12 protein-coding genes are annotated in these 21,135 nt (G+C 72.6%); 7 read left to right on the top strand and 5 right to left on the bottom strand.

Going from position 1 to position 21,135, the window contains the following annotated elements:
• Positions 1–102: 102 nt before the first annotated feature.
• The 3 genes from HCN08_RS18135 to HCN08_RS18125 all read right to left on the bottom strand — a co-directional run bounded on the left by HCN08_RS18135 (position 103) and on the right by HCN08_RS18125 (position 2,812).
• Entirely contained in the window at positions 103–576 is a 474-nt protein-coding gene (locus HCN08_RS18135) for a DUF6220 domain-containing protein (protein WP_167984174.1), read from the bottom strand.
• Between the two features lie 129 nt (positions 577–705).
• Entirely contained in the window at positions 706–1,338 is a 633-nt protein-coding gene (locus HCN08_RS18130) for a TetR/AcrR family transcriptional regulator (RefSeq protein ID WP_167984173.1), read from the bottom strand.
• 31 nt (positions 1,339–1,369) lie between these two features.
• A complete protein-coding gene (locus tag HCN08_RS18125) occupies positions 1,370–2,812 on the bottom strand; it encodes an MFS transporter (RefSeq protein ID WP_167984172.1) in 1,443 nt (480 codons plus the stop codon).
• Positions 2,813–3,063: 251 nt separating this feature from the next.
• Here HCN08_RS18125 and HCN08_RS18120 point away from each other — a divergent pair, with 251 nt between their 5' ends.
• The 3 genes from HCN08_RS18120 (at position 3,064) to HCN08_RS18110 (ending at position 7,333) form a co-directional block, all read left to right on the top strand.
• On the top strand, positions 3,064–4,599 hold the full coding sequence (locus HCN08_RS18120; RefSeq protein ID WP_167984171.1) for a DUF6851 domain-containing protein: 1,536 nt from the start codon (positions 3,064–3,066) through the stop codon (positions 4,597–4,599).
• Positions 4,600–4,655: 56 nt separating this feature from the next.
• Positions 4,656–5,264: a hypothetical protein gene (locus tag HCN08_RS18115; RefSeq protein ID WP_167984170.1), complete on the top strand. Its 609-nt coding sequence runs from the start codon at positions 4,656–4,658 to the stop codon at positions 5,262–5,264.
• Positions 5,265–5,404: 140 nt separating this feature from the next.
• Positions 5,405–7,333 carry a multicopper oxidase family protein gene (locus HCN08_RS18110; RefSeq protein ID WP_167984169.1) on the top strand — a complete coding sequence of 643 codons (1,929 nt, stop codon included), beginning with the start codon at positions 5,405–5,407 and terminating at the stop codon, positions 7,331–7,333.
• Positions 7,334–7,424: 91 nt separating this feature from the next.
• Here the strand turns inward: HCN08_RS18110 and HCN08_RS18105 are convergent, their stop codons facing one another.
• A complete protein-coding gene (locus HCN08_RS18105; protein WP_167984168.1) occupies positions 7,425–8,645 on the bottom strand; it encodes an MFS transporter in 1,221 nt (406 codons plus the stop codon).
• Positions 8,646–8,823: 178 nt separating this feature from the next.
• A complete protein-coding gene (locus HCN08_RS18100; RefSeq protein WP_265738230.1) occupies positions 8,824–10,371 on the bottom strand; it encodes an MFS transporter in 1,548 nt (515 codons plus the stop codon).
• A gap of 213 nt (positions 10,372–10,584) precedes the next feature.
• Here HCN08_RS18100 and HCN08_RS18095 point away from each other — a divergent pair, with 213 nt between their 5' ends.
• The 4 genes from HCN08_RS18095 (at position 10,585) to HCN08_RS18080 (ending at position 21,126) form a co-directional block, all read left to right on the top strand.
• Complete coding sequence (locus HCN08_RS18095; protein WP_167984166.1) at positions 10,585–11,001, top strand: nuclear transport factor 2 family protein; 417 nt, start codon at positions 10,585–10,587, stop codon at positions 10,999–11,001.
• Between the two features lie 151 nt (positions 11,002–11,152).
• A complete protein-coding gene (locus HCN08_RS18090) occupies positions 11,153–12,967 on the top strand; it encodes an NAD(P)/FAD-dependent oxidoreductase (RefSeq protein WP_167984165.1) in 1,815 nt (604 codons plus the stop codon).
• A gap of 222 nt (positions 12,968–13,189) precedes the next feature.
• Complete coding sequence (locus HCN08_RS18085; RefSeq protein WP_167984164.1) at positions 13,190–14,470, top strand: NAD(P)/FAD-dependent oxidoreductase; 1,281 nt, start codon at positions 13,190–13,192, stop codon at positions 14,468–14,470.
• 320 nt (positions 14,471–14,790) lie between these two features.
• Positions 14,791–21,126 (top strand): type I polyketide synthase, encoded by a 6,336-nt coding sequence (locus HCN08_RS18080; RefSeq protein WP_167984163.1) that lies wholly within the window; start codon positions 14,791–14,793, stop codon positions 21,124–21,126.
• Positions 21,127–21,135 lie beyond the last annotated feature (9 nt).

The raw sequence follows: 21,135 nt of genomic DNA, 5'->3' as shown, positions 1-21,135 counted from the left end.
GGCCGGGGGATCGTCACCGTTGAGATTGCTCGAACCGGGCCGCCGCGGCGGGGCGGGGGAGGGGCAAGGGCAGGGGCAGGCGCAAGGGCAGCGGCGCGGCGGTCAGCCGGCGGCGCCGGTGGCCGACTCGGCGCCCGCGGCCGGCTCGGGACCGGCCGCGGGCGCGGGCCGCTCGCCGGGGCCGGCCTTGAGCATCGCCTTGGCGCCGTTGAACGCGGCGCGGGCCACCAGCATGATGACCAGGCCGTTGATGACGTGCAGGCCCATCACGGCCTCGCCGCCGACCGAGCTGTGGGCGTCGTCCCGCCCGCCGATGGTGTTGATCAGGATCTGCACGGGCACCAGCGCGGCGACCAGGAAGGTGATGCCGACCAGCTTGCGCGGCACCTTGGCGATCAGCGCGGCGATGGTGGCGAGCACGGCCAGGGTCGGGATGACCATCATGCCGTTCATCTTGTGCGCGTCGAAGGTGCTGTCGGTCTGCGGCTTGGTGAAGGCCGCGACACCTGCCAGGTAGAACTGCACACCGATCGCGGCGAACAGCAGGATACACAGGACGAAGTAGACCTTGCGCATGGCGGAGGCATCCTTTCGGAATGCACGGGCGTGCCGGATCCCGGCCGCGGCGGGAATGACGCTAGTTATCCTTAACTAGGGTGTCAAGGATAGCTGGAGCGGCCCGGCAATAAGGGACGTGAGTGCGTGTCAGGAGGGGTCGCGCGGCGCCGTGTTGACGCTTCCCGCGGTGAGCAGCGACATGATCGTCGCGGTCACCAGCTCACCGGCCTCGTCGGCCTTGCGGCCTCCCGAGCCGACCTGCTCGGCGGCCAGGTGCATCAGCGTGTAGACCGTCGCCACCAGCCAGTCCAGCGGCAGGTCGGCGCGGAAGGCGCCCTCGGCCCGGCCGCGCGCCAGCAGCCGCTCGATACGGCCCAGCACCATCTCGGCGTATCCGCGCAGCTTCTCCGGCGGCAGGTTGGTCGAGGCGACCAGGTAGAGGTTGCGGTGCCGCTCCAGCACCTGCCAGGAGGAGCCGAGCAGCCGCTCCAGCACCTCCTGCGGCGGCCCGTCGTCCAGCGGCAGCTCGGCCAGCGCGTCATGGGTCTGGGCGAACGCGCGCTGCAACGCGGCGTCCACCAGTGCCTCGCGGGTGGGGAAGTGCGAGTAGAGCGTCACCCGGCTGACCCCGGCCGCGCGGGCGATGGCCGACATGTTGAAGTCCCCGTCCAGGGGCACGGTGTTGAGGGCGGCGTCCAGGATGGCGGCGATGCTCCGCTCGGCGTCGGCGCGGCGGCGCCTTCCGGAGTCGCCGCGCCTGGCCGGGGATGGATCGTGCATGGGCATGAGGATATCCGCGGGGCCGCAGCGGTCAGTGCATCGGCATGGGGCTGTCACCCAGGTCGATCGGCCCCTTGGGCAGCAGTACGGTCGCGGCGGCGGCCAGCGCCGCGGCCCCGATCGCCAGCACCCAGAACGCGTGCCGGAAGCCGGCCGGCGACGGCGCCGTCATGGCCGCGACGCTGGTGGCGGCGACCGCGGAGACCACCGCGATGCCGAGCGAGGCACCCACCTCGTGGCCGGTGTTGAAGACCCCGGAGGCCACCCCGGCGTGCTCCGGGTCGACCGACGACAGGCCGCTGGTGGTCGCGGTGACGAAGGTCGCGCCGATGCCGACCGCCGCCAGCAGGAAGCCGGGCATGAGCGTGGACCACACCCCGCCGCCGATCCCCTTCCACGCCATCAGGCCGAGCCCGATCGCGGCCAGCAGCAGCCCGCCGAACGCGGTCGGCCGCGGCCCGATCCTGCCGACCTGCTCCGAGGCCAGGTGGGCGCCGATCGCGGTGGCGAAGGCGACCGGCAGGAAGACCAGGCCGGCGTGCAGCGCGGTGTAGTGCTCGGCGTGCTGGAGGTAGATCGAGGTCAGGTAGTACGTGCCCAGCAGCGCGGCGGTCGCGAAGACCATGGTGCCCACCGCGCCGGGCAGCGGCGGGCGGCGCACCAGGCCGAGCGGCACCAGGGGCCGGCGCACCTTGCTCTCGGTGAACAGGAAGACCGCCGCCAGCACCACCGCGATGCCGATCGGCACCAGCGCGTCGGCCGAGCCCCAGCCCTTGTCGCCCGCCTTGACCAGGCCGTAGATGAGGAAGGCGACGGTGCCGGTGCCGGTGAGCGCGCCCGGCAGGTCGAGAGGGGTGCCGGGGGTGCGCGGCCGGTTCGGCACCACGGCCGGGACGGCGGCGAAGACCAGCGCGCCGACGGGCACGTTGATGTAGAACGCCCACTCCCAGCCGGGCCCGGAGGTCAGCGCGCCGCCGACGACCACGCCGACCGCGGCGCCCGCCGCCCCGATCGCGGCCCACACCCCCAGTGCGCGGTTGCGGGCCGCGCCGGTGAACTCGGTGGTCAGGATGGACAGCGCCGACGGCGACAGCAGCGCCGCCCCGACGCCCTGGGCGACCCGGGCGGTCAGCAGCTGCGCACCGCTGCCGGACAGCCCGGCGCCCAGCGAGGCCAGCGTGAAGACCGCCAGGCCCAGCTGGAAGGAATGGCGCCGGCCGAGGCCGTCGGCGACCTGGCCGCCGAGGATCAGCAGCCCGCCGAACGCCACGGTGTAAGCGGTGATCACCCAGGGTAGCGAGTCTCCGCTCAGGCCGAGCGACCCGCCGATCGACGGCAAGGCCACGTTCACCACGGAGACATCGAGTACGGCCATGAACTGGGCCAGGCAGAGCACCACGAGCGCGGGCCATCCGGCGGCCGGCGCGGCGGGCTCCTCCCGGCCGACCTGCTGGTCGGCTGCGGTTCTACTCACCACGGGACTCCTTATCCTTACACATATGTTAGGTTTACCGCAGTGAGGTCGGAGGTGCAACAGGAGAGGATTTCGGCCACCCATGTGAGCAACTTGGGAGAGCCCAGGGGACGCTCGGGCGTGCCAGCATCTGAGCCGAAACGGGCTGGGCCCGATCACGACAATCGTCCCCTGTGCCGACGTATACCGACATGGCTGGGCTGTGCCATGCCGCGAAACGCCCTGCGCGGGGGGCAAAAGGGGTGCTGGACATGAATTCATCCGCTGACTCCCCGGCGCAGGAGGGGCTTCGGCGCCGGGCGATGCTCATCGGTACCGCCGGCGGCGCCGCCGCGGCACTGGGACTCGCCGGCGCGGGCACCGCTGCCGCCGCGCCCGCCGGCTCCACGACCTCCACCGCGTCGCCCGAGGCCGCGGCCGACATCGACTGGGACAACGGCAACATCGTCGAGATGGTCATCGTGCCCGAGGCCGAGCCGATCATCCTGACCTACGTCGCCGGCAACGACGCGACGATCATCGTGCGCGTCACCACGCTGCTGCAGCACGCCTGGTTCGACGCGATCGCCCCCTACCACGCGACCGCGGTGGGCGTCACGTCCAAGCTGGGCCGCCGGCCGGCGAGCGAGGGCGTGACCAACCGCAACAAGAACATCGCGATCATGTACGCCTCACTGCGGCTGCTCAGCGGCATGATCCCGGCGGCCACCGCCCAGTGGCGCGCCCTGCTGGCCAAGTACGGGCTGGACCCCGACAACACCACCAAGGACCTCCGCACCCCCGCGGGCATCGGCAACGTCGCGGGCCAGGCGGTCGTCGACAGCCGGCTGCGCGACGGCATGAACCAGACCGGTGACGTCGGCCGCAAGTACCACCCCATGCCGTACCACGACTACACCGGCTACGTGCCGCGCAACACCGCCTACGAGCTGCGCGACCCCTCGCGCTGGCAGCCCAACATCGTGCCCACCGACAAGCAGGGCCAGTGGCGGGTGCAGGAGTTCATCAACCCGCAGCTGATGTACTGCCGCCCGTACACCTTCAAGGACGTCACCAAGTACAAGCTGCCCAAGCCGTACAAGAGCGACGTGCACAACTGGCGGGACTACAAGGCGCAGGCCGACGAGATCCTGTCGATGCAGGCCGGTCTGACCGACGAGCAGAAGATGACCGCCGAGACCTTCGACGACAAGTTCATGGCGCTCGGCATCTCGGTCGGCATGGCCGGCGCCGAGAAGAACCTGCCGTTCGACGACTGGTTCCACTTCCACATGATCACCGCCGTCGCCGTCTTCGACGCGCTGATCGCCGCCTGGTACAACAAGAACGTCTGGGACGCCGTCCGGCCGGTCAACGCGATCCGGCACATCTACGGCGACAACAAGGTCAAGGGCTGGGGCGGCCCGGGCCTCGGCACGGTCAGCATGAAGGCCACCGAGTGGCAGAGCTACCTCGACATCCCCGACCACACCGAGTACCCGTCGGGCTCCACGACGCTCTACCACGCCCACTCGCAGTCGGCGACCCGCTTCCTCGGCGGCGACGCGATCGACCTGCACTTCCCCTTCCCCAAGGGGTCCTCGCGCATCGAGCCCGGCGTCACCCCCGCGCAGGACATCGAGCTGCACTTCACCTCCTGGAAGGACTTCGCCGACGTGGCCGGCATGAGCCGCGCCTACGGCGGCGTCCACTTCACGGCGGCCGTCCATGCCGGTGAGCAGCTCGGCCCGCAGTTCGGCGACCTCGCCTACGAGTTCGTCATGAAGTACGTCAAGGGCCAGGTCTGACCGGTTTTCGCAACACGAGCACCTTCACCCTCCCGACTCGCGACAATCGAGGTCCGATGAGCATCCGAACGTTCGTGTCCACCCGCAGCGCCGCCGTCGTCGCCGCGACCGCCATGGCGTCCGTGGTCGCCATGGCCCTGCCGGCCGCCGCCCACACCCCGGTCATCCTCACCGCCCAGGACCGGCTGCCCTGGGTCGCGCCGCTGGTGCTCCAGGGCACCGACCCGATGGGCCTGTACGGCACCGTGGACATACCCGGCGACGTGCGGTCGGCGCAGCTGCACTTCACCAAGGGCGAGGAGGTCAGCATCGCCCTGATCATCCCGGACGAGGCGCCCGAGAACATCCTCACCAAGGCCCAGCTGCCCACGATCACCCTGATCGACCCGAAGCTGCACGTCACCGAGATCACCCCGGAGCTGCGCGTCCCGATCACCGACGACGACAGCGGCAACGACTTCATCATCCTGGCCAGCTACGACACCACCGCGGTCACCGGCACCTACTCGGTGATCGTCTCCGCCCACGCGCCGGAGCGCTTCGCGCTGTCCACCGGCATCGAGGACACCGGCTTCCACGGCCTGGCCCGCGCCACCGTCGCCGACGAGGACGCGGTGCAGGAGTGGTACGACACGCCGGCCGCCGCACCGCACCACCACGGCTGACGCCGGGGGCCTCGCGACCACCGGTCGATGAACCCTGACGCACCGTCCGTCCGCCGTCCGCAACCCGCCTCGCGCGCGGGTTGCGGACTGCGGCGTGTTCACCCACCGGAAACCGCGAGACAGGAACGAAGACACCCCCAGTGACCGCCAACCTGATCACTTTCGACCTCGTCGCCCTCGTCCTCACCGCCGCCGCCTGGATCGCGGCCGGCGCCACCGCCGCCTCCAGACTCGCCCTGCCCGCCGCCGGGCTCACCGCGCTCGGCCTGCTGCTCACCGTCGCCCGTATCGCGCTGACCGTGCTGCTCGGCACCGACGGCGGCTGGTGGTTCGTCCAGGAGAAGGTCGTCCTGGAACTGCCCCTCCAGGTGGTCACCGCCGCCGCTGCCGCCGTGCTGAGCGCGCCCCGGCTGATCCGGCCGGCGCTGGCCCGCGGCACCCTGGAGGGCGAGCCCGCGCCGGTCGCGGTGCCGCTGTTCACCGCCGGGTACGCCGCCGCCGCGGGCCTGGTCGTCACGCTGCTGATCGGCTATCCGGCGACCGCCGCCGTCGCGCTGCTGACGCTCGCGCTCGTGGTGCTCGCGGGGCTGGTCACCTGGCGGCTGCTGGACACCAGGCCGCGCGGCATCCGGCTGAGCGCCGGGGGAGTGGCCGCCGTCGTCGGCGTCGCCGGCGTCCTGGCCACCTTCGCCGGCGCCCCGGCGACCGACGCCGGGGGCGGCCCCGCGGTCGCCTACCCGGCCGCCAAGGGCGCCTCCGTCGCCTCGCTCACCGGCCCCGCCGCCCCGCAGCCCGGCGGCACGGTGCGCCGCTACACCCTCGACGCCAGGACCGCGACCGTGAAGCTCGCCTCGGGCAGGAAGGTCTCCGCGTGGACCTTCAACGGCACCGTGCCCGGCCCGCCGATCACCGCCACGCAGGGCGACCTCGTCGAGGTCACGCTGCACAACACCGACATCGCCGCGGGCGTGACCATCCACTGGCACGGCTACGACGTCCCGGCCGCCGAGGACGGCGCCGCCGGGCTCACCCAGGACTTCGTCGCCCCCGGCAAGACCTTCGTCTACCGCTTCCTCGCCGAGCAGACCGGCACGTACTGGTACCACACCCACGAGGACTCCAACGAGGGCGTGCAGAAGGGGCTCTACGGCTCCCTCGTGGTCACCCCGCGCGGCACGACCCCCTCGCCCACCGACCTGACGCTGCCGGTGCACACCTTCGCCGGCGCCACCGCCGTCGGCGACCACGACGGCGTCGACACCCGGCAGCTCGCCGCCGGCAGCCCGGTGCGGCTGCGGGTGATCGACACCGACAACGTCACCCACCGGCTGGCGCTCGCCGGGGTGCCCTTCACCCTCTCCGCCGTCGACGGCAACGACGTGCACGGGCCGGGCCGGCTGACCGGGACCGCGCTGAGCCTTGCCGCGGGAGGCCGCTACGACCTCGCCTTCACCATGCCGTCCACGTCCGTCGCGCTGCTCGTCGACGACGACACCTCCGACGGGCTGCGCCTGGTCCCGGCCGGCACGAAGGCCGCCGCCGCACCGGACACCGCCGGCTGGCCGGAGCTCGACCTGACCTCGTACGGCACCCCCGGAACCCCCGGGACCCCCGGCGCCCAGCCGCTCACCGCGGCGAGCCGCTTCGACCGCCGCTTCACGCTGGTCCTGGACCGCGGGCTGTCGCTGTCGGGGCAGACCAAGGGCCGCGACTGGACCATCAACGGCCATGCCTTCCCCGACGTGCCGACGCTCGTGGTGCGCAAGGGCGACGTGGTGGAGATGACGGTGGTCAACCGGAGCCTGGCCACGCACCCCTGGCACCTGCACGGCCACTCGGTGTGGGTGCTGTCCAGGAACGGCGATCCGGTCAGCGGCAGCCCGCTGAAGATGGACACCTTCGACGTCAAGCCCGGCGAGGTGTGGAAGGTCGCCTTCACCGCCGACAACCTGGGCCTGTGGATGGTGCACTGCCACAACCTGGTGCACGCCTCGCAGGGGATGTCGATGAACCTCGCCTACGACGGGGTCACCGACCCGTTCGACATGCACCAGATGCACGGCGACTGACGCCGGCCGCCCCCTGAGGACGACCCGCCCGCGGACCGCGCCGAGACGCGTCCGCGGGCGGAGTCATGCGGAGGGGAACCGTCTGCGAAATTCAGCCGTTCGGCGCAGCCGGCACGGCGGTGCAGGACCGGATGGCGCGCCGGCCGGCCGCCACCGCGACCACCGAGACCGCGAACTCGGCCGCCACCAGCAGCCAGCCGGCCCGGTAGCCGCCGTGGTCCGACAGCAGGCCGAAGGCGCTCGGGCCGAGCACGAAGCCGGCGAAGAAGCCCATCGACACCAGGCCCGAGGCGTGCCCGGTCCTGCCGAACCCGCCGCCCTGGGTGACCGCGACCATCGTCACGGCGTTCGCCGCGGCGGCCGAACCGCCCAGGCCCACCGCGCCCACCCAGACCAGCCAGTGGCCGCCGGTCGCCACCGGGATCAGCACCGCGAAGACGATCGAGGTCAGCGCCAGCACCAGCAGCGACCAGGGCACGTCCGCCATCTTCCCGGCGTAGCGCGCCCACAGCAGCCGGGAGGCGACCCCCGACACGCCGATCGCCGAGATCAGCCAGCCCGCCTCGGTGCTGCCCAGCCCCAGCCGCTCGTGCGCGTACAGGGCCAGGTAGGTGTTGAGCGAGGCGAGCCCGGCGCCGATGAAGAGCGAGTAGCCCATGAGCCACTGCGTGGCCCGGTTGGGCGGCGCCGGCAGCGCGAACGCCCGGCCCTGGGTCCGTGCCGCGTCGCGCGGCAGGCCGATGGCCGCGAGCGCGGCGACCGCCGCGATCGGCACGACCAGCAGCACCGCGGTGCGCCAGGACGTCCAGCGCGCCAGGCTGGGCAGCACCAGGCCCGCGGTGAGCGCGGCCAGCGGCACCCCGGACTGCTTGACGCCGACCGCGAACGCCCGCTGCTGCGGCGGCACATGGGCGGCTATCAGCTTGTTCGTCGAGGGGTTGGACAGCGCCTGCGGTATGCCGGCGAGGAAGACCGCGACCAGCAGCAGCCAGTACGTGTGCCCGGCCGCGACCAGCGCGAAGTCCAGCGCGATCAGCGTCGTCAGCAGGATGAACGCGCGCCGGGCGCCGAAGGTGTCGGTGAAGTGCCCGGCGAACAGCGACAGCACGGTCGCGGTGCCGAAGGCCGCCGAGGTCAGCGCGCCCAGCTGCGACTTGGTGATGTGCAGATCCGCAATGAGGAACGGCGCGAGCGAGCCGATGGTGTAGAGGATGAACATCGACAGGCCCATGCCGCCGGCCAGCAGCGGGACCAGTACGCGCGGCGGTGCCTTCGCCGGTGCGACGGCTTTTTGTACCGAGTCGGTGGTCATAGGCCCTTCTCCTGTCGGTCGGTGGGCGCACCGGGGGACATCAGCCTTGCCGCAGCGCCGTGGATCCTCGACTCCTGGATTGCGCCCGCCCGGCCGCCGGGCACGGGGGCGCGCACGCATGACGGACGGGACCGCCGTCGTCCACGGCGTCCCGTCCGCGAGGGGTGGTGCGTGCTGCTCAGACCGCGCCGGGCATGCCGTTGCCGGCCAGCGCCGCGAGGTCCTCCTTGCGCATCTTGATGGCGAACACCGACACCAGGAAGGCCACCCCGATGATCACCACGCCCGCCAGGTAGGCGGTCGTGACGCCGTGGGTCAAGATGGCGTCGGCCCACTTCGCCGGCAGCGCCTGGGTCTTGGCGAAGGCGGCCTTCTGCGCGGCGCTGCCGTGCGCCATGAAGTCCGCGATCTGCTTCTTGCCCTCGGTGCGGCCGGCCGAGCTGTTGACGGTCACCAGTATCGACAGGCCCAGCGCGCCGCCGACCCCCTGCATCGCGTTGAGCAGCCCGGAGGCCGCGCCGACCTGCTCCTGGGAGATCCCGGAGACCGCGGTCAGGGTGAGCGTGACGAAGGTGAGCCCCAGCCCGAGACCGAAGACGATCATCGGCCCCATGACGCCGCTGACGTAGTCGCTGCCGGGGGAGATCTGGGTGAACCACACCATCGCCACCGTGGTGATCGCGGTGCCGGCGATCAGGAACGGCTTGGGCCCGAACCGCGGCAGCAGCTTCTGCGCCAGTGTCGCGGCCACGCCGATCGCGGCGGTCACCGGCAGGAAGCCGATGCCGGTCTTGATGGCGCTCCAGTCCAGCACCGTCTGCACATAGATGACCAGGAAGAACACCAGCCCGAGCAGGCAGCCGCCGAGCGCGAGCATGATGACGTAGCTGCCGGCCCGGTTGCGGTCGGCGAACAGCGACAGCGGGGTGATGGGGTTGGGGGTGCGGCGCTCCTGCACCACGAAGGCCGCCAGCAGCACCACCGCCGCGACGAAGGCGCCGATCGTCCAGCCGTCCCGCCAGCCCTGGTCGGCGGCGCGGATGAAGCCGTAGACCAGCGAGGCCATGCCGAGCGTCGAGGTGAGGGCGCCCGCCAGGTCGAAGCGGCTGGCCTGCTTGGGGGACTCGTCGATGTACAGCGGCGCCAGCAGCGCCACGGCGAGCCCGATCGGCAGGTTGACGAAGAAGATCCAGCGCCAGTCCAGATACTGCACCAGCAGCCCGCCGGCCAGCAGGCCGATCGCGCCGCCGCCGCCGGAGACGGCCGCGTAGACACCGAACGCCTTGGTGCGCGCCGGCCCTTCGGGGAAGGTCGTGGTGATCAGGGCCAGCGAGGTGGGGGAGGCGATGGCGCCGCCGACGCCCTGCACGGCGCGGGCGGCCAGCAGCTGCCAGGGCTCCTGGGCGAATCCCGCCGCCAGTGAGGCGAGGGTGAACAGCGAGATGCCGGCGATGAACACCTGCCGCCGGCCGAGGATGTCACCGGCGCGCCCCCCGAGCAGCAGCAGCCCGCCGAACGTCAGGGTGTACGCGTTGACCACCCAGGAAAGGCCCGAGGTGGAGAAGTTCAGCGCGTCTTTGATGTGCGGGTTGGCGATGTTCACAATCGTTGAATCGAGAACCACCATCAGCTGGCAGGTCACGATCACCGCAAGCGCGATTCCGGGCCGTCCGGCCCGGCGGGCGGCGCCCTGGGCCGAGGCAACGGATAACTGGTCCGTAGTCAAGAGTGCTCCTGTTGTGGTCCGGTGATTCCGGAGGGGCGGGAACGGATCACTGTCAGCGTGGCACCCGTGCCATGCCATGCGCCAGTTGTACAGGTCAACTCTCCCATAAAATTGAGCAATCGTGGCGATGACCCGCCACGAGCCCCCGCGCAAGACTCGAAGCCCCTGCCACGCCAGCCCCGCGGCATGGCACGACCCGACGGAAGGAACACCGTGTCGGAGCAGATCAAGGACCTGGTGGGCAAGCTCTACGACGGCCTGAGCAAGGCGGACGTCGAGGCGATCGTCGCCCTCTTCGACCCCGCGGTGGAGATCGAGACGCCCCCGTCGCTGCCGTGGTCCAAGGGCAGCTACACCGGTATCGAAGGCGCCGTCGCGTACTTCACCAGCGCGCTGGAGTACCTGGAGGAGACCGGCTTCATCGTCGAGCAGGTGAAGGTCGACGGCGACTGGGCCGCGGCCATCGGCCGCTGGACCGGCCGCTTCCGCGCCTCCGGCGGCGAGTTCGACGTCGCCTTCGTGCACTTCTGGGACTTCCGCGACGGCAAGGTCGTCAAGGGCTCCGGAATTTCCGACACCGTCGGGATCGTCCGCGCGTACGCGCCCGAGTCGCTGCCCGCCGCGGGCTGACAACCGCATTCGCCCTTTGCCAAGTCCTTGCCGATTATTTCCCGTGGCCGAAGTGCGGGAAGCGGCCGGTGAGACAGAGCAATGCGGAAGTCGCAGCCGGCCGCCCCGGTTCCTACGATCGGCTCACGGACCAATCTGAGGAGGGCCTGTCGTGGCTGCACAACGAAAGGCGACCGCACCGCAGGAGGCACCGCGGGAACGCATACGCGCGGATGTGTGCGTGATCGGCTCCGGCATTGTCGGGCTGATCAACACGCTTGCGATGGCCAAACGCGGACTGTCCGTCGTCTGCGTCGACCAGCCCTCCGAGAAGCAGCTGTCGAGCTACAAGGTCGGCGAGTCGCTGCTCATCTACACCAATGCGTTCCTGCGGGTGCTCGGCGAACTCGACGACGAACTCAACGACTCCTTCCACAAAGCCGGCTTCTGGATGGCCTACGGCATGGAAGGCCGGACGAGTTTCGACGAGAACGTCTCCGAGTGGGCCTTCGAGAGCGAACTCCCGCAGCGCTGGATCGACAACTACTACGACCCCAGGTTCGCCCGGTACATGTTCCAGGACTCGCAGATCGTCCGGCCCGAGATCGAGGCCGTGCTGCGCGACCGGGTGCGGAACACCGAGGGCGTGACCTACCTGGACCGCGGCCTGGTACGCGAGGTGGACCTGGGGTCCGGCGACGGCGACCACCTGCTGACCTGGATGTCCCGGGACCGCAGCGAGAGCGGCGAGATCGCCGCCCGCTGGATCGTGGACTGCTCGGGCCGGGCGCAACTGCTGGCCAAGAAGTTCGGCCACGACACCCCGCTGCGCGACGACTTCAGCACCACCGCCGCCTGGGCCCAGTTCCAGAACTGCACCGACGACCTGTTCGACGAGCGCTGGCAGTACGAGTTCGCCGACGGCGTCGTCACCCGCCGGGACCGCAACACCCTGCACCTGTGGGGCGAGAACTACTGGATCTGGATCATCCGGCTGACCGGCGACCGGGTCAGCGTCGGCGTCTCCTACCACCGCGGCCGGCCCCCGGAGGACGGCAACGCCCGGGACGTCTTCTGGAAGATCCTGCGCCGCTACCCGGTCCTGGACTGGCTGCGCGAGGACGACGTCCTGGAGTTCAGCGCCTACAAGGACGTCCAGCACATCACCGACACCTTCGTCTCCGACCGCCGCTACGCCATGGTGGGCGACTCCTCCTCGATCATCGACGCCTACTACAGCCAGGGCATCTCGCTGTCCATGGTGGGCTCCTGGCACATCGCCAACATCGCGATGCAGGACGTCAAGGACAACCGGCTGGACACCGACTACATCGACCACGTCAACAACTCGCTGACCGCCGACTGGCGGATCATGCGCTCGATGGTCCAGTCGAAGTACAGCCCGGCGATCGCCGACAGCCGCTTCTTCCTGCTGGACCACCTGCTGGACCTGACGATCTTCGGCGCCGCCATGCTCGGCCGCTTCCGGGCCACCCGCTGGCTGCTGGAGACCGACGGCCGGATCGCCGCGGAGAAGGACGAGCACCGCCGGCTGCGCAGCGGCCTGACCCGCCGGCTCTACCTGTCGCAGTCCGCGCCCTTCCACCGGCTCGACCCGCAGCGCGTCGCGACCATCGTCGAGAACTGGCACAAGGGCCTGGAGCGCCGGGCCGTCTGGCGCCTGGAGCACGGCGAGAAGCTGCCGTCGATCAAGTCCGTCCAGCGCGCCTACGCAGCCCTGCCGGAGCTGTGGCGGCTGCCGTTCGCGGAGAAGGCGCCGCGGCCGGACCTGTCCATGACGCCCAGGGACGAGCCGGAGTGGACGTACGTCAAGGGCAACGAGTACCGGCCGCCCCTGATGGCCGTCTCCGGCACCATGCTGGTGGCCCTGCTCACCGCGGGCACCGCCTACGACATCGCCGACACGCAGTACCGCAAGCTGCGCCGGACCTGGCGCGGCCTGCGGGCGATGCGCGGCCGGCGCTGAACCACCACCACCGTCACCACCCCCACCACCGTCACCACCCGGGCCGCCACCGGCGCAGGTCCGCCGCGCCCCGCACGGTTCCAGAATGCATATAGAAATCAGTCAGACCCCGCGCGGAATAATATTTCCCAGTGCGGTTGATGAGCGCAACCGACCAGAAGTCGAAATGCCGCTGCGCGGTAGAAGGACCGCGACCGGATCGGACTAGCGGAAGGTCTTCGCATGCGACCCAATCTCTACGGGGTACCGGAAGAATACGATGTCATCGTGATCGGCGGAGGGCCGGCCGGTGCGACGACCGGCGGGCTTCTCGCCAAGCAGGGCCACAAGGTGCTCGTGCTCGACCGCGAGCGTTTCCCGCGCTACCACGTCGGCGAATCGCTCATCCCCGCCTTCATGCGCCCCATGGAGGAGCTGGGAATCACCGAGCGCATGGACCAGCGGGGTTTCGAGCGCAAGTACGGCGGCACCCTGGTGTGGGGCAACGAGCAGGTCCCGTGGAACTTCTCCTTCGTGGAGGGCACCCGCTACCCGCACGCCTTCCACACCCGCCGCGCCGACATGGACTCCCTCATCCTCGACCGGGCCCGCGAGCTCGGCTGCTTCATCCTCGAGGACTGCACCGTCAAGGAGCCCATCGAGGAGGACGGCCGCGTCACCGGTGTGCGCTACACCATGCGCGGCGCCGACAAGCCGTACGAGGCCAAGGCCAAGCTGGTGATCGACGCCTCCGGCCAGTCCCGGCTACTCAGCCGCCGGTACGCCGACGTCACCTGGCACGAGGAGCTGCGCAACGTCGCGGTGTGGACGTACTTCGACAACTGCGAGCGGCTCGCGGGCGACGAGTACACCAACATCCTCATCGAGGGCCTGGACGACGGCTGGTTCTGGGCGATCCCGCTGGACAAGGGCACCATCAGCGTCGGCTACGTCACCCGGTCCTCGCTGGCCGGCCAGTCGGACGAGAAGCTGCCCGACCTGTTCATGTCCGAGGTGGAGAAGTCCACCAAGCTCAAGCGGATGCTCGGTCCGGCCAACCAGGCCGCCGGCTGGCGCTCGGCGCGCGACTGGTCGTACACCAGCACGCAGTTCCACGGCAACGGCTGGGTGTGCGTGGGCGACTCCGCCGCCTTCGTCGACCCGCTGTTCTCCACCGGCGTGGCGCTGGCGACGCTGGCCGGCAGCGTGCTGTCCAAGATCGTCCACCAGATCCTGGAGCACCCGCACATCGAGGCCGAGGCGCTCAACCGCTACGCCGGCGCCTACCACAACTTCTTCGACGAGATCCGGCTGTTCGTGGAGCGGTTCTACGACCGCACCAAGTACAAGGAGTTCTACTACAGCCTCGCGCAGGAGATGGTCGACCCGGAGAAGGAGCGGACCCCCTCCGCCGACTTCGTGCAGCTCATCTCGGGTCTGAGCGGCAAGCACCCGATGCTCAACCTGCACCTGGAGGACCTCATCGGCGACGAGGCCGCCGCGGAGTTCACCGCCTCGGCCTGACCCGCCGGGCACCCGACATCCACAGCCGGTCCGCATCCATGCCCATGCGGACTGGCTGTGGATTTCCGGCGTCCTCCCGCGCTTTTCCCGGAAACGAAATACCGGTGAAACGGAAGCGGGGTGGCAGCCGTTCACCCCTAGCCCGTGGTAGGGGTTTTCCCTCCCGAATTGCGCCGGTCGGATCAGGGGGTTTTCCCGGCGGAAGCGCGCTCCGTAGGGTAGTGGCGGGCGCGGTGTTTTCCGCGGTTCCCCCCGACATTCCACGTGGCTGTTGACGACCGCCCCGGTCAATTCCGCCGGGCACGACGAAAAGGCTACCCATGCACGCGGACACTGCGTACGGACCGGAAGACCTGATCGCCATCGTCGGCATGGCCGGACGATTCCCGGGCGCCCCGGACACCGAGAGCCTGTGGACCCTCCTCATGGAGTCCCGCGAGGCGATCGTGCCGGTACCCGCGCAGCGCTGGGACACCGGCCGGCCGCTCGACCCGGACAAGGACATCCAGGCGGTCGGCGGCTTCCTCGACGGGGTGGAGAACTTCGACGCCGCCTTCTTCGGCGTCTCGCCCCGCGAGGCCGCGGCCATCGACCCGCAGCAGCGGCTCATGCTCGAACTCGGCTGGCGCGCCCTGGAGGACGCCGGCCAGCGCGCGAGCGACCTGGCCGGCACCCGCACCGGCGTCTACGTCGGCGCCAGCTGGCACGACTACGAGCTGCTGCGCATCCACCGCGGCGCCCGCCCCACCCCGCACAGCCTCTACGGCAACGCCCTGGACATGATCGCCACCCGGATGTCGTACTTCCTCGGCGCGATCGGCCCCAGCCTCACCGTCGAGACCGGCTGCTCCTCCTCGCTGGTCGCCCTGCACCTGGCCGCCCAGGCGCTGCGGACCGGCGAGGTCGAGGCGGCCCTCGTCGGCGGCGTCAACCTCATGCTCGACCCGCATGTCACCATCGGCCTCACCCACTTCGGCGGGCTGTCGCCCGACGGGCGCTCCAAGGCGTTCTCCAAGTACGCCAACGGCTTCGTACGCGGCGAGGGCGTCGCCGCGCTCTACGTCAAGACCCTCGCCCGGGCGCTCGCCGACGGCGACCGCATCCACGCCGTCGTCCAGCGCACCGTCGTCAACAACGACGGCGGCGGCGACAGCCTCGTCACCCCCAGCCCCGCCGGCCAGCGCGACCTGCTCACCCGCGCCTACCTCGCCGGCGAGCGCCCCCTCGTCCCGTCCTACGTCGAGGCCCACGGCACCGGCACCGGCCGCGGCGACCCCATCGAGGCCACCGCCATCGGCGAGATACTCGGCGGCAAGCGCGCCCCCGACGACCCGCTGTTCATCGGCTCGATCAAGACCAACATCGGCCACCTGGAAGCCTGCGCCGGCATGGCGGGCCTGTTCAAGCTGCTGCTCGCACTGCGCCACCGCACCGTCCCGCCGAGCCTGCACGCCGAGGAGCTCAACCCCGCCATCCCCTTCGACGAACTGGGCCTGCGGGTCGCCCGCGAGGCCGTCGCGCTGCCCGCGGACGGACCCCTGCACGTCGGCGTCAACTCCTTCGGCTGGGGCGGCACCAACGCCCATGTCGTGCTCACCACCCCGCCGCAGACCCTCGCCACCCCGCTGCCCGTGCCGCCCGCCGCGCCCGCCACCGGGCTGCCCGTCGTGCTGCCGCTGTCGGCCAAGGAACGCCCGGTGCTCGCCACCCGCGCCGCCGACCTGCTCGCCGCCGTGCCCGCGGACGCCTCCGGCGAGGTGCTGTCCGCGATCGCCGGCACCCTCGCCAAGCGGCGCGACCACTTCCCCGTACGCGCCGCCGTGGTCGCCGCCGACGCCGCCGAACTCGCCGCGTCCCTGCGGGCGGTGGCCGGCGCCGCCGACACCGAACCCGAGGCGCCCGGCGTCGTCACCGGCCGGGCCGTGCCCCGCCGCCGGGTCGCCTTCGTCTTCCCCGGCCAGGGCTCGCAGTGGAAGGACATGGGCCTGGCCCTCTACCGCGACAGCCCGCTGTTCGCCGACGTCGTCGCCCGCTGCGCGCAGGCGCTGCGCCCGCACTGCGACTGGGACCTGCTGGAGATCTTCGCCGGCCGGGCCGGCGACGAGTGGACCACCCGTATCGACATGCTCCAGCCCACCTTGTGGGCCATGTCGCTGGGCCTGGCCGAACTGTGGCGGGCCGCCGGCGTCGAGCCCGACGTCGTGCTCGGCCACAGCCAGGGCGAGATCACCGCCGCCACCGTCGCCGGGATCCTCTCCTACGAGGACGCCGCGCTCGTCATGGCCCGCCGCAGCGCCATCGCCCGCCGCACCTCGGGCCAGGGCCGGATGCTCGCCGTCGACCTCGACCGCGAGAGCGCGCTCGCCGCGCTGGAGGGCTTCGAGGACACCGTCTCGCTCGCCGTGCACAACGGGCCCAGCTCCTGCGTGCTGTCCGGCGAGGAGGACTCCGTCCTGGTCCTGAAGGAACTGCTGGAGGCCGACGGCACGTACTGCCGGCTGGTCAACGTCGACTACGCCTCGCACAGCCCGCAGATGGACCCGCTGCGCGAGGACCTGCTCGCAGCGCTCGCCCCCGTCCGGCCGCGGGCCGGCACCACCGAGCTGATGTCCACCGTACGGGTGCGCTCGCTCGACGGCCCCGAAATGGACGCCGCCTACTGGGTGGAGAACCTGCGCAGCCCGGTGCTCTTCGCCGACACCATGGGCGCGCTGCTCGCCGACGGCGTCACGCATGTGGTGGAGATCAGCCCGCACCCGGTGCTCGCGCCCGCCGTCGAGCAGATCGCCGCCGAGATGCCCGACTCGATGGCCGTCCTCACCACGCTGCGCCGCGACCAGGGCACCCCCGCGCACTTCGCCCTCGCCCTGGCCCGCGCCTACACCCGCGGACTGGAGCCCTTCGCGGCGCTGCCCGGCGACCCGGGCGTGCCGCTGCCCGGCTACCCGCTGCGGGAGGACCCGTACTGGCCGCAGGAGCGGCGCGGCGGCACCGGCGCCGCCCGCGGCTTCGACGTGCCCGTCACCGCCGTCCCCGGCACCGACGACACCTGGCAGGCCGCGCTCGAACTCTCCCTGACCGACCAGCCCTGGCTCGGCGACCACCGCGTGTACGGCACCGCGGTGCTGCCCGCCGCGGCGACGCTCTCCGTCGCCCTCGACACGATCGGCCGCCGCACCGGCGCGCTGCCGGCCCGGCTGGAGAAGGTCACCTTCGACCGCGGCGTGACCCTCGACGACGGCGTGACCCGCCTCACCGCCCGCTGGCGCGAGGACATCACCGGCGGCGGCGGCTTCCGCCTGCTCTCGCTGCCCGAGGACGCCGACGCCTGGCAGCCCAACGCCGCGGCCCGCGCCGCCGTGACGCGGGGGCAGGAGGCCGCGCCGCAGTTCCCGGCGTGGGCGCAGGACGCCGCCGGCGCCGCGCCGGACGCCGCCGGGGACCTCGGCGCCGAGGTCGACACCGCGGACTTCTACAAGGCGTGGGCCGCGCGCGGGCTCGAATACGGCGACGCCTTCCAGGGCATCACCGCGCTGCGGCGCGGGCCCGGGCGGGAGGCGCTGGGCGACATCCGGCTCGCCGACCGGCTGCGCTCCGGCGCCCGGCCCGGCACCCTGCACCCCGCGCTGTGGGACAGCGCCCTCCAGGTCGCCCTCGCCCTGCACGACGACACCCCGGCCGGCACCGCACTCGTCCCGACCGCGATCCGCCGCGTCGTGACGTACGCGGACCTCGCCGAGCCGGTGACGCAGGTGTGGTCCCACGCGGTGCGGACGCCGGACGGCCGCACCGACGTCACCCTCTACGCCGCCGACCGCACCCCGCTGCTGGCCATGGAGGGCGTCGACCTGCTGCCGCTGGCCCTCGGCGACGCGGCCAACACGGTGGAGGGGGAGCGGCTGCACCGGCTGGAGTGGATCGAGCTGGGGGCGGAGAGCGCTGAGGGCGCGGAAAGCGGCGGGGGGACGGAAGGCGCCGAGGATGCCGCGGAGGCCGGGACGCCCGGCTCGGCGGCGGGTGCGCACGCGGCCGGCACGCCCGGCAGCGCGGCCGGCACCGGCGTGGCACCCGCCGGTACGGCCGGCGGAGCCCTCATCGGCGACGGAGCCGCGGCTGTCGCCGGCACCTGGGCCGTCGTCGGGCACGACGGGCTCGCCCGCGGGCTCGGCGCCGTGCTCGCCGCGGCCGGCGCGCGGAGCGCCCCCGCCGAGGCGGCCGACTCCGTCGTCTTCGCCGTGCCGCCCGCCGCAGCCGGGCAGGACGCCCAGCGGGCCGCGCTGGAGGAGCTCACCGCGCTGGTCCCGGGCCTGGCCGACCGCACCGCGCCGCCCGCGCTGACCCTGGTCACCGTCGGGGCGCAGGGCCCCGCCGAGGGCGACCTGCCCGACCCCGGGGCCGCGCTGTTCTGGGGCTACGGGCGGGTACTGCGGCGCGAGCACCCGGAGCTGACGCCGCGGCTGCTGGACCTCGACGGCTCGGCCGCCGACCCCGCGCAGGGCAGCGCCGCCGCGCTGGCCGCCGAGGACGGCGAGGACCAGACCGCGCTGCGCCAGGGCCGCCGGTTCGCCGCCCGGCTGCACCGCGGCGAGCCCGCGCCCGGCGCCGCCGACACGCTGCCGCCCGCGTACACCGCGCCGCAGCCCTTCACGCTGGAGCCCGCCGTGCCCGGCACCGCCCCGCTGGCCCTGCCGCTGACCCGGCGCGCACCGGGCGAGGGCGAGATCGAGATCGAGGTCACCGCGTCCGCCCTGACCGGCTCGTGCGCCGGCCGGGTCACCGCGACCGGCCCCGGCGTCGAGGGCTTCGCGCCCGGCGACCGGGTCGCCACCCCCGGCACCGGCGCGCCCGCGAGCCATGTCACGGTCCGCGCCGCGCTGGTGCGGCCCGTGCCGGACGGCCTCGACGACACCGCAGCCGCCCCGCTGCCGCTCGCGCTGTCGCTGGCCGGCTACGCCCTCGCGCACCTGGGCCGGCTCGACACCGGCGAGTCGGTGCTGGTCCATGTCGCGGACGGCGACGCCGCCGCCCGTACCGCGGTCCTCATCGGCCGGCTGCTCGGCGCCCGGGTCCTGGCGACCGCGCCCTCCGCGGCCGTACGGGAGGCGCTGCGGGCCGCGGGCGTCGCCGACGTCTTCGACAGCGCGGACCCGGCGTGGACCGACCAGGTGGCCGCGGCCACCGAGGGCCGCGGCGTCGACCTGGTGATCGGCCTGCCCGCCGGCACCGCGCCCGACGCCGGCGCGGCCGTACTGGCCCCCGACGGCCGGCTCGTCGTCCTCGGCCCCGTCGCCGCGACGCAGGGCCCGCTGCCCGACGGGCTCACCCTCGCCTCGGTGGACGTCCAGGGCCTGCTGGAGCGGGCCCCGGCCCGCTTCGTCCGCGCCCTGGACTCCGGCTGGAAGCTCGTGGCCGGGGGGAAGTTCCCGGCACTGCCGGTCGCCGCCCGCGGCTTCGCGGAGGCCGCAGACACAGCGGCGGACTCCGCGGCGATCCCCGTGCTCGTCGGCCCCTCCACCGTGGAGGCCGTCAGCGCGGTGCCGCTGCCCGGCGGCCGGTTCCGCCCCGACGGCACCTACCTCATCACCGGCGGCCTCGGCGAACTGGGCCTGTCCCTCGCGCAGTTCATGGCCGAGCGGGGCGCCGGGCGGCTCGCGCTGCTCGGCCGGTCCGCGCCCCGCCCCGAGGCCGCCGCCCGTATCGAGGCGCTGCGCGCCACCGGCGCCGAGGTCGTCACCCTCGCCTGCGACGTCGCCGACCGGGCCGCCCTCGACGCCGCCCTCGCGGACCTGCGCACCGGCGCCCACCCGCTGCGCGGCGTCGTGCACGCCGCCGGCCTCCTCAACGACGCCACCATCCGCAACCTGACCCCGGCCCAGCTCGACGACGTGCTGGCCCCCAAGGCCGGCGGCGCCGCGAACCTCGACGCCGCCACCGCCGCCGACCCGCTGGACCTGTTCGTGCTGTTCTCCTCGGCCGCCGCCCTGGTCGGCAACGCAGGACAGGCCGCCTACGCCGCCGGCAACGCCTTCATGGACGCCCTCGCCGAGTCCCGCCGCCGCCGCGGCCGGCCGGCCCTCAGCGTCCAGTGGGGCCCGTTCACCGGCATCGGCCTGGCCGCCCGCGACGAGCAGCGCGGCGACCGGCTCGCCGAACGCGGCATGGGCGGCTTCCCCGCCGCCGACGCCTGGCCCGCGCTGCTGCGGATGCTGGAACGCGGCGACACCGTCACCGGGTACGTACCGATCCAGCTGCGCCAGTGGTTCGACGCCTACCCCGACACCGCGGCGCTGGGCAGCTGGCAGGACCTCTACGCCGCCTCCCGCGACAACACCGCCGCCACCGGCGGGGAGTTCCTGGCCGCGCTGCTGCGCACCGCCCCCGCCGAGCGCACCGCCCCCGCCGAGGACAAGATCCGCGAACTGGCCGGCCGCATCCTGCGGATGGACCCCGCCCGGGTCGAGCCCGACACCCCCTTCAAGGCGCTGGGCCTGGACTCGCTGATGAGCCTGGAGCTGCGCAACCGCCTGGAGGCCGCCTTCGGCCTCAAGCTCTCTCCCACGCTGCTGTGGGCCTACGGCACCCCCCGCGCCCTGGCGGGCGCGCTGTGCGGGCAACTGCCCGCGACGGACGGCACCCGAGCCGACGCGACGGCCTGACCGACAGCG

This window comes from Actinacidiphila epipremni (assembly GCF_012034175.1).
Taxonomy (GTDB): Bacteria; Actinomycetota; Actinomycetes; order Streptomycetales; family Streptomycetaceae; genus Actinacidiphila; species Actinacidiphila epipremni.
This window is presented reverse-complemented; position numbering and strand designations above follow the sequence as displayed.

What these genes read in the sequence shown, in the direction of transcription:
- HCN08_RS18135 (WP_167984174.1), bottom strand. Translation starts at nt 576, where the DNA reads ATGCGCAAGGTCTACTTCGTCCTGTGTATCCTGCTGTTCGCCGCGATC.
- HCN08_RS18130 (WP_167984173.1), bottom strand. Translation starts at nt 1,338, where the DNA reads ATGCACGATCCATCCCCGGCCAGGCGCGGCGACTCCGGAAGGCGCCGC.
- HCN08_RS18120 (WP_167984171.1), top strand. Translation starts at nt 3,064, where the DNA reads ATGAATTCATCCGCTGACTCCCCGGCGCAGGAGGGGCTTCGGCGCCGG.
- HCN08_RS18115 (WP_167984170.1), top strand. Translation starts at nt 4,656, where the DNA reads ATGAGCATCCGAACGTTCGTGTCCACCCGCAGCGCCGCCGTCGTCGCC.
- HCN08_RS18105 (WP_167984168.1), bottom strand. Translation starts at nt 8,645, where the DNA reads ATGACCACCGACTCGGTACAAAAAGCCGTCGCACCGGCGAAGGCACCG.
- HCN08_RS18085 (WP_167984164.1), top strand. Translation starts at nt 13,190, where the DNA reads ATGCGACCCAATCTCTACGGGGTACCGGAAGAATACGATGTCATCGTG.
- HCN08_RS18080 (WP_167984163.1), top strand. Translation starts at nt 14,791, where the DNA reads ATGCACGCGGACACTGCGTACGGACCGGAAGACCTGATCGCCATCGTC.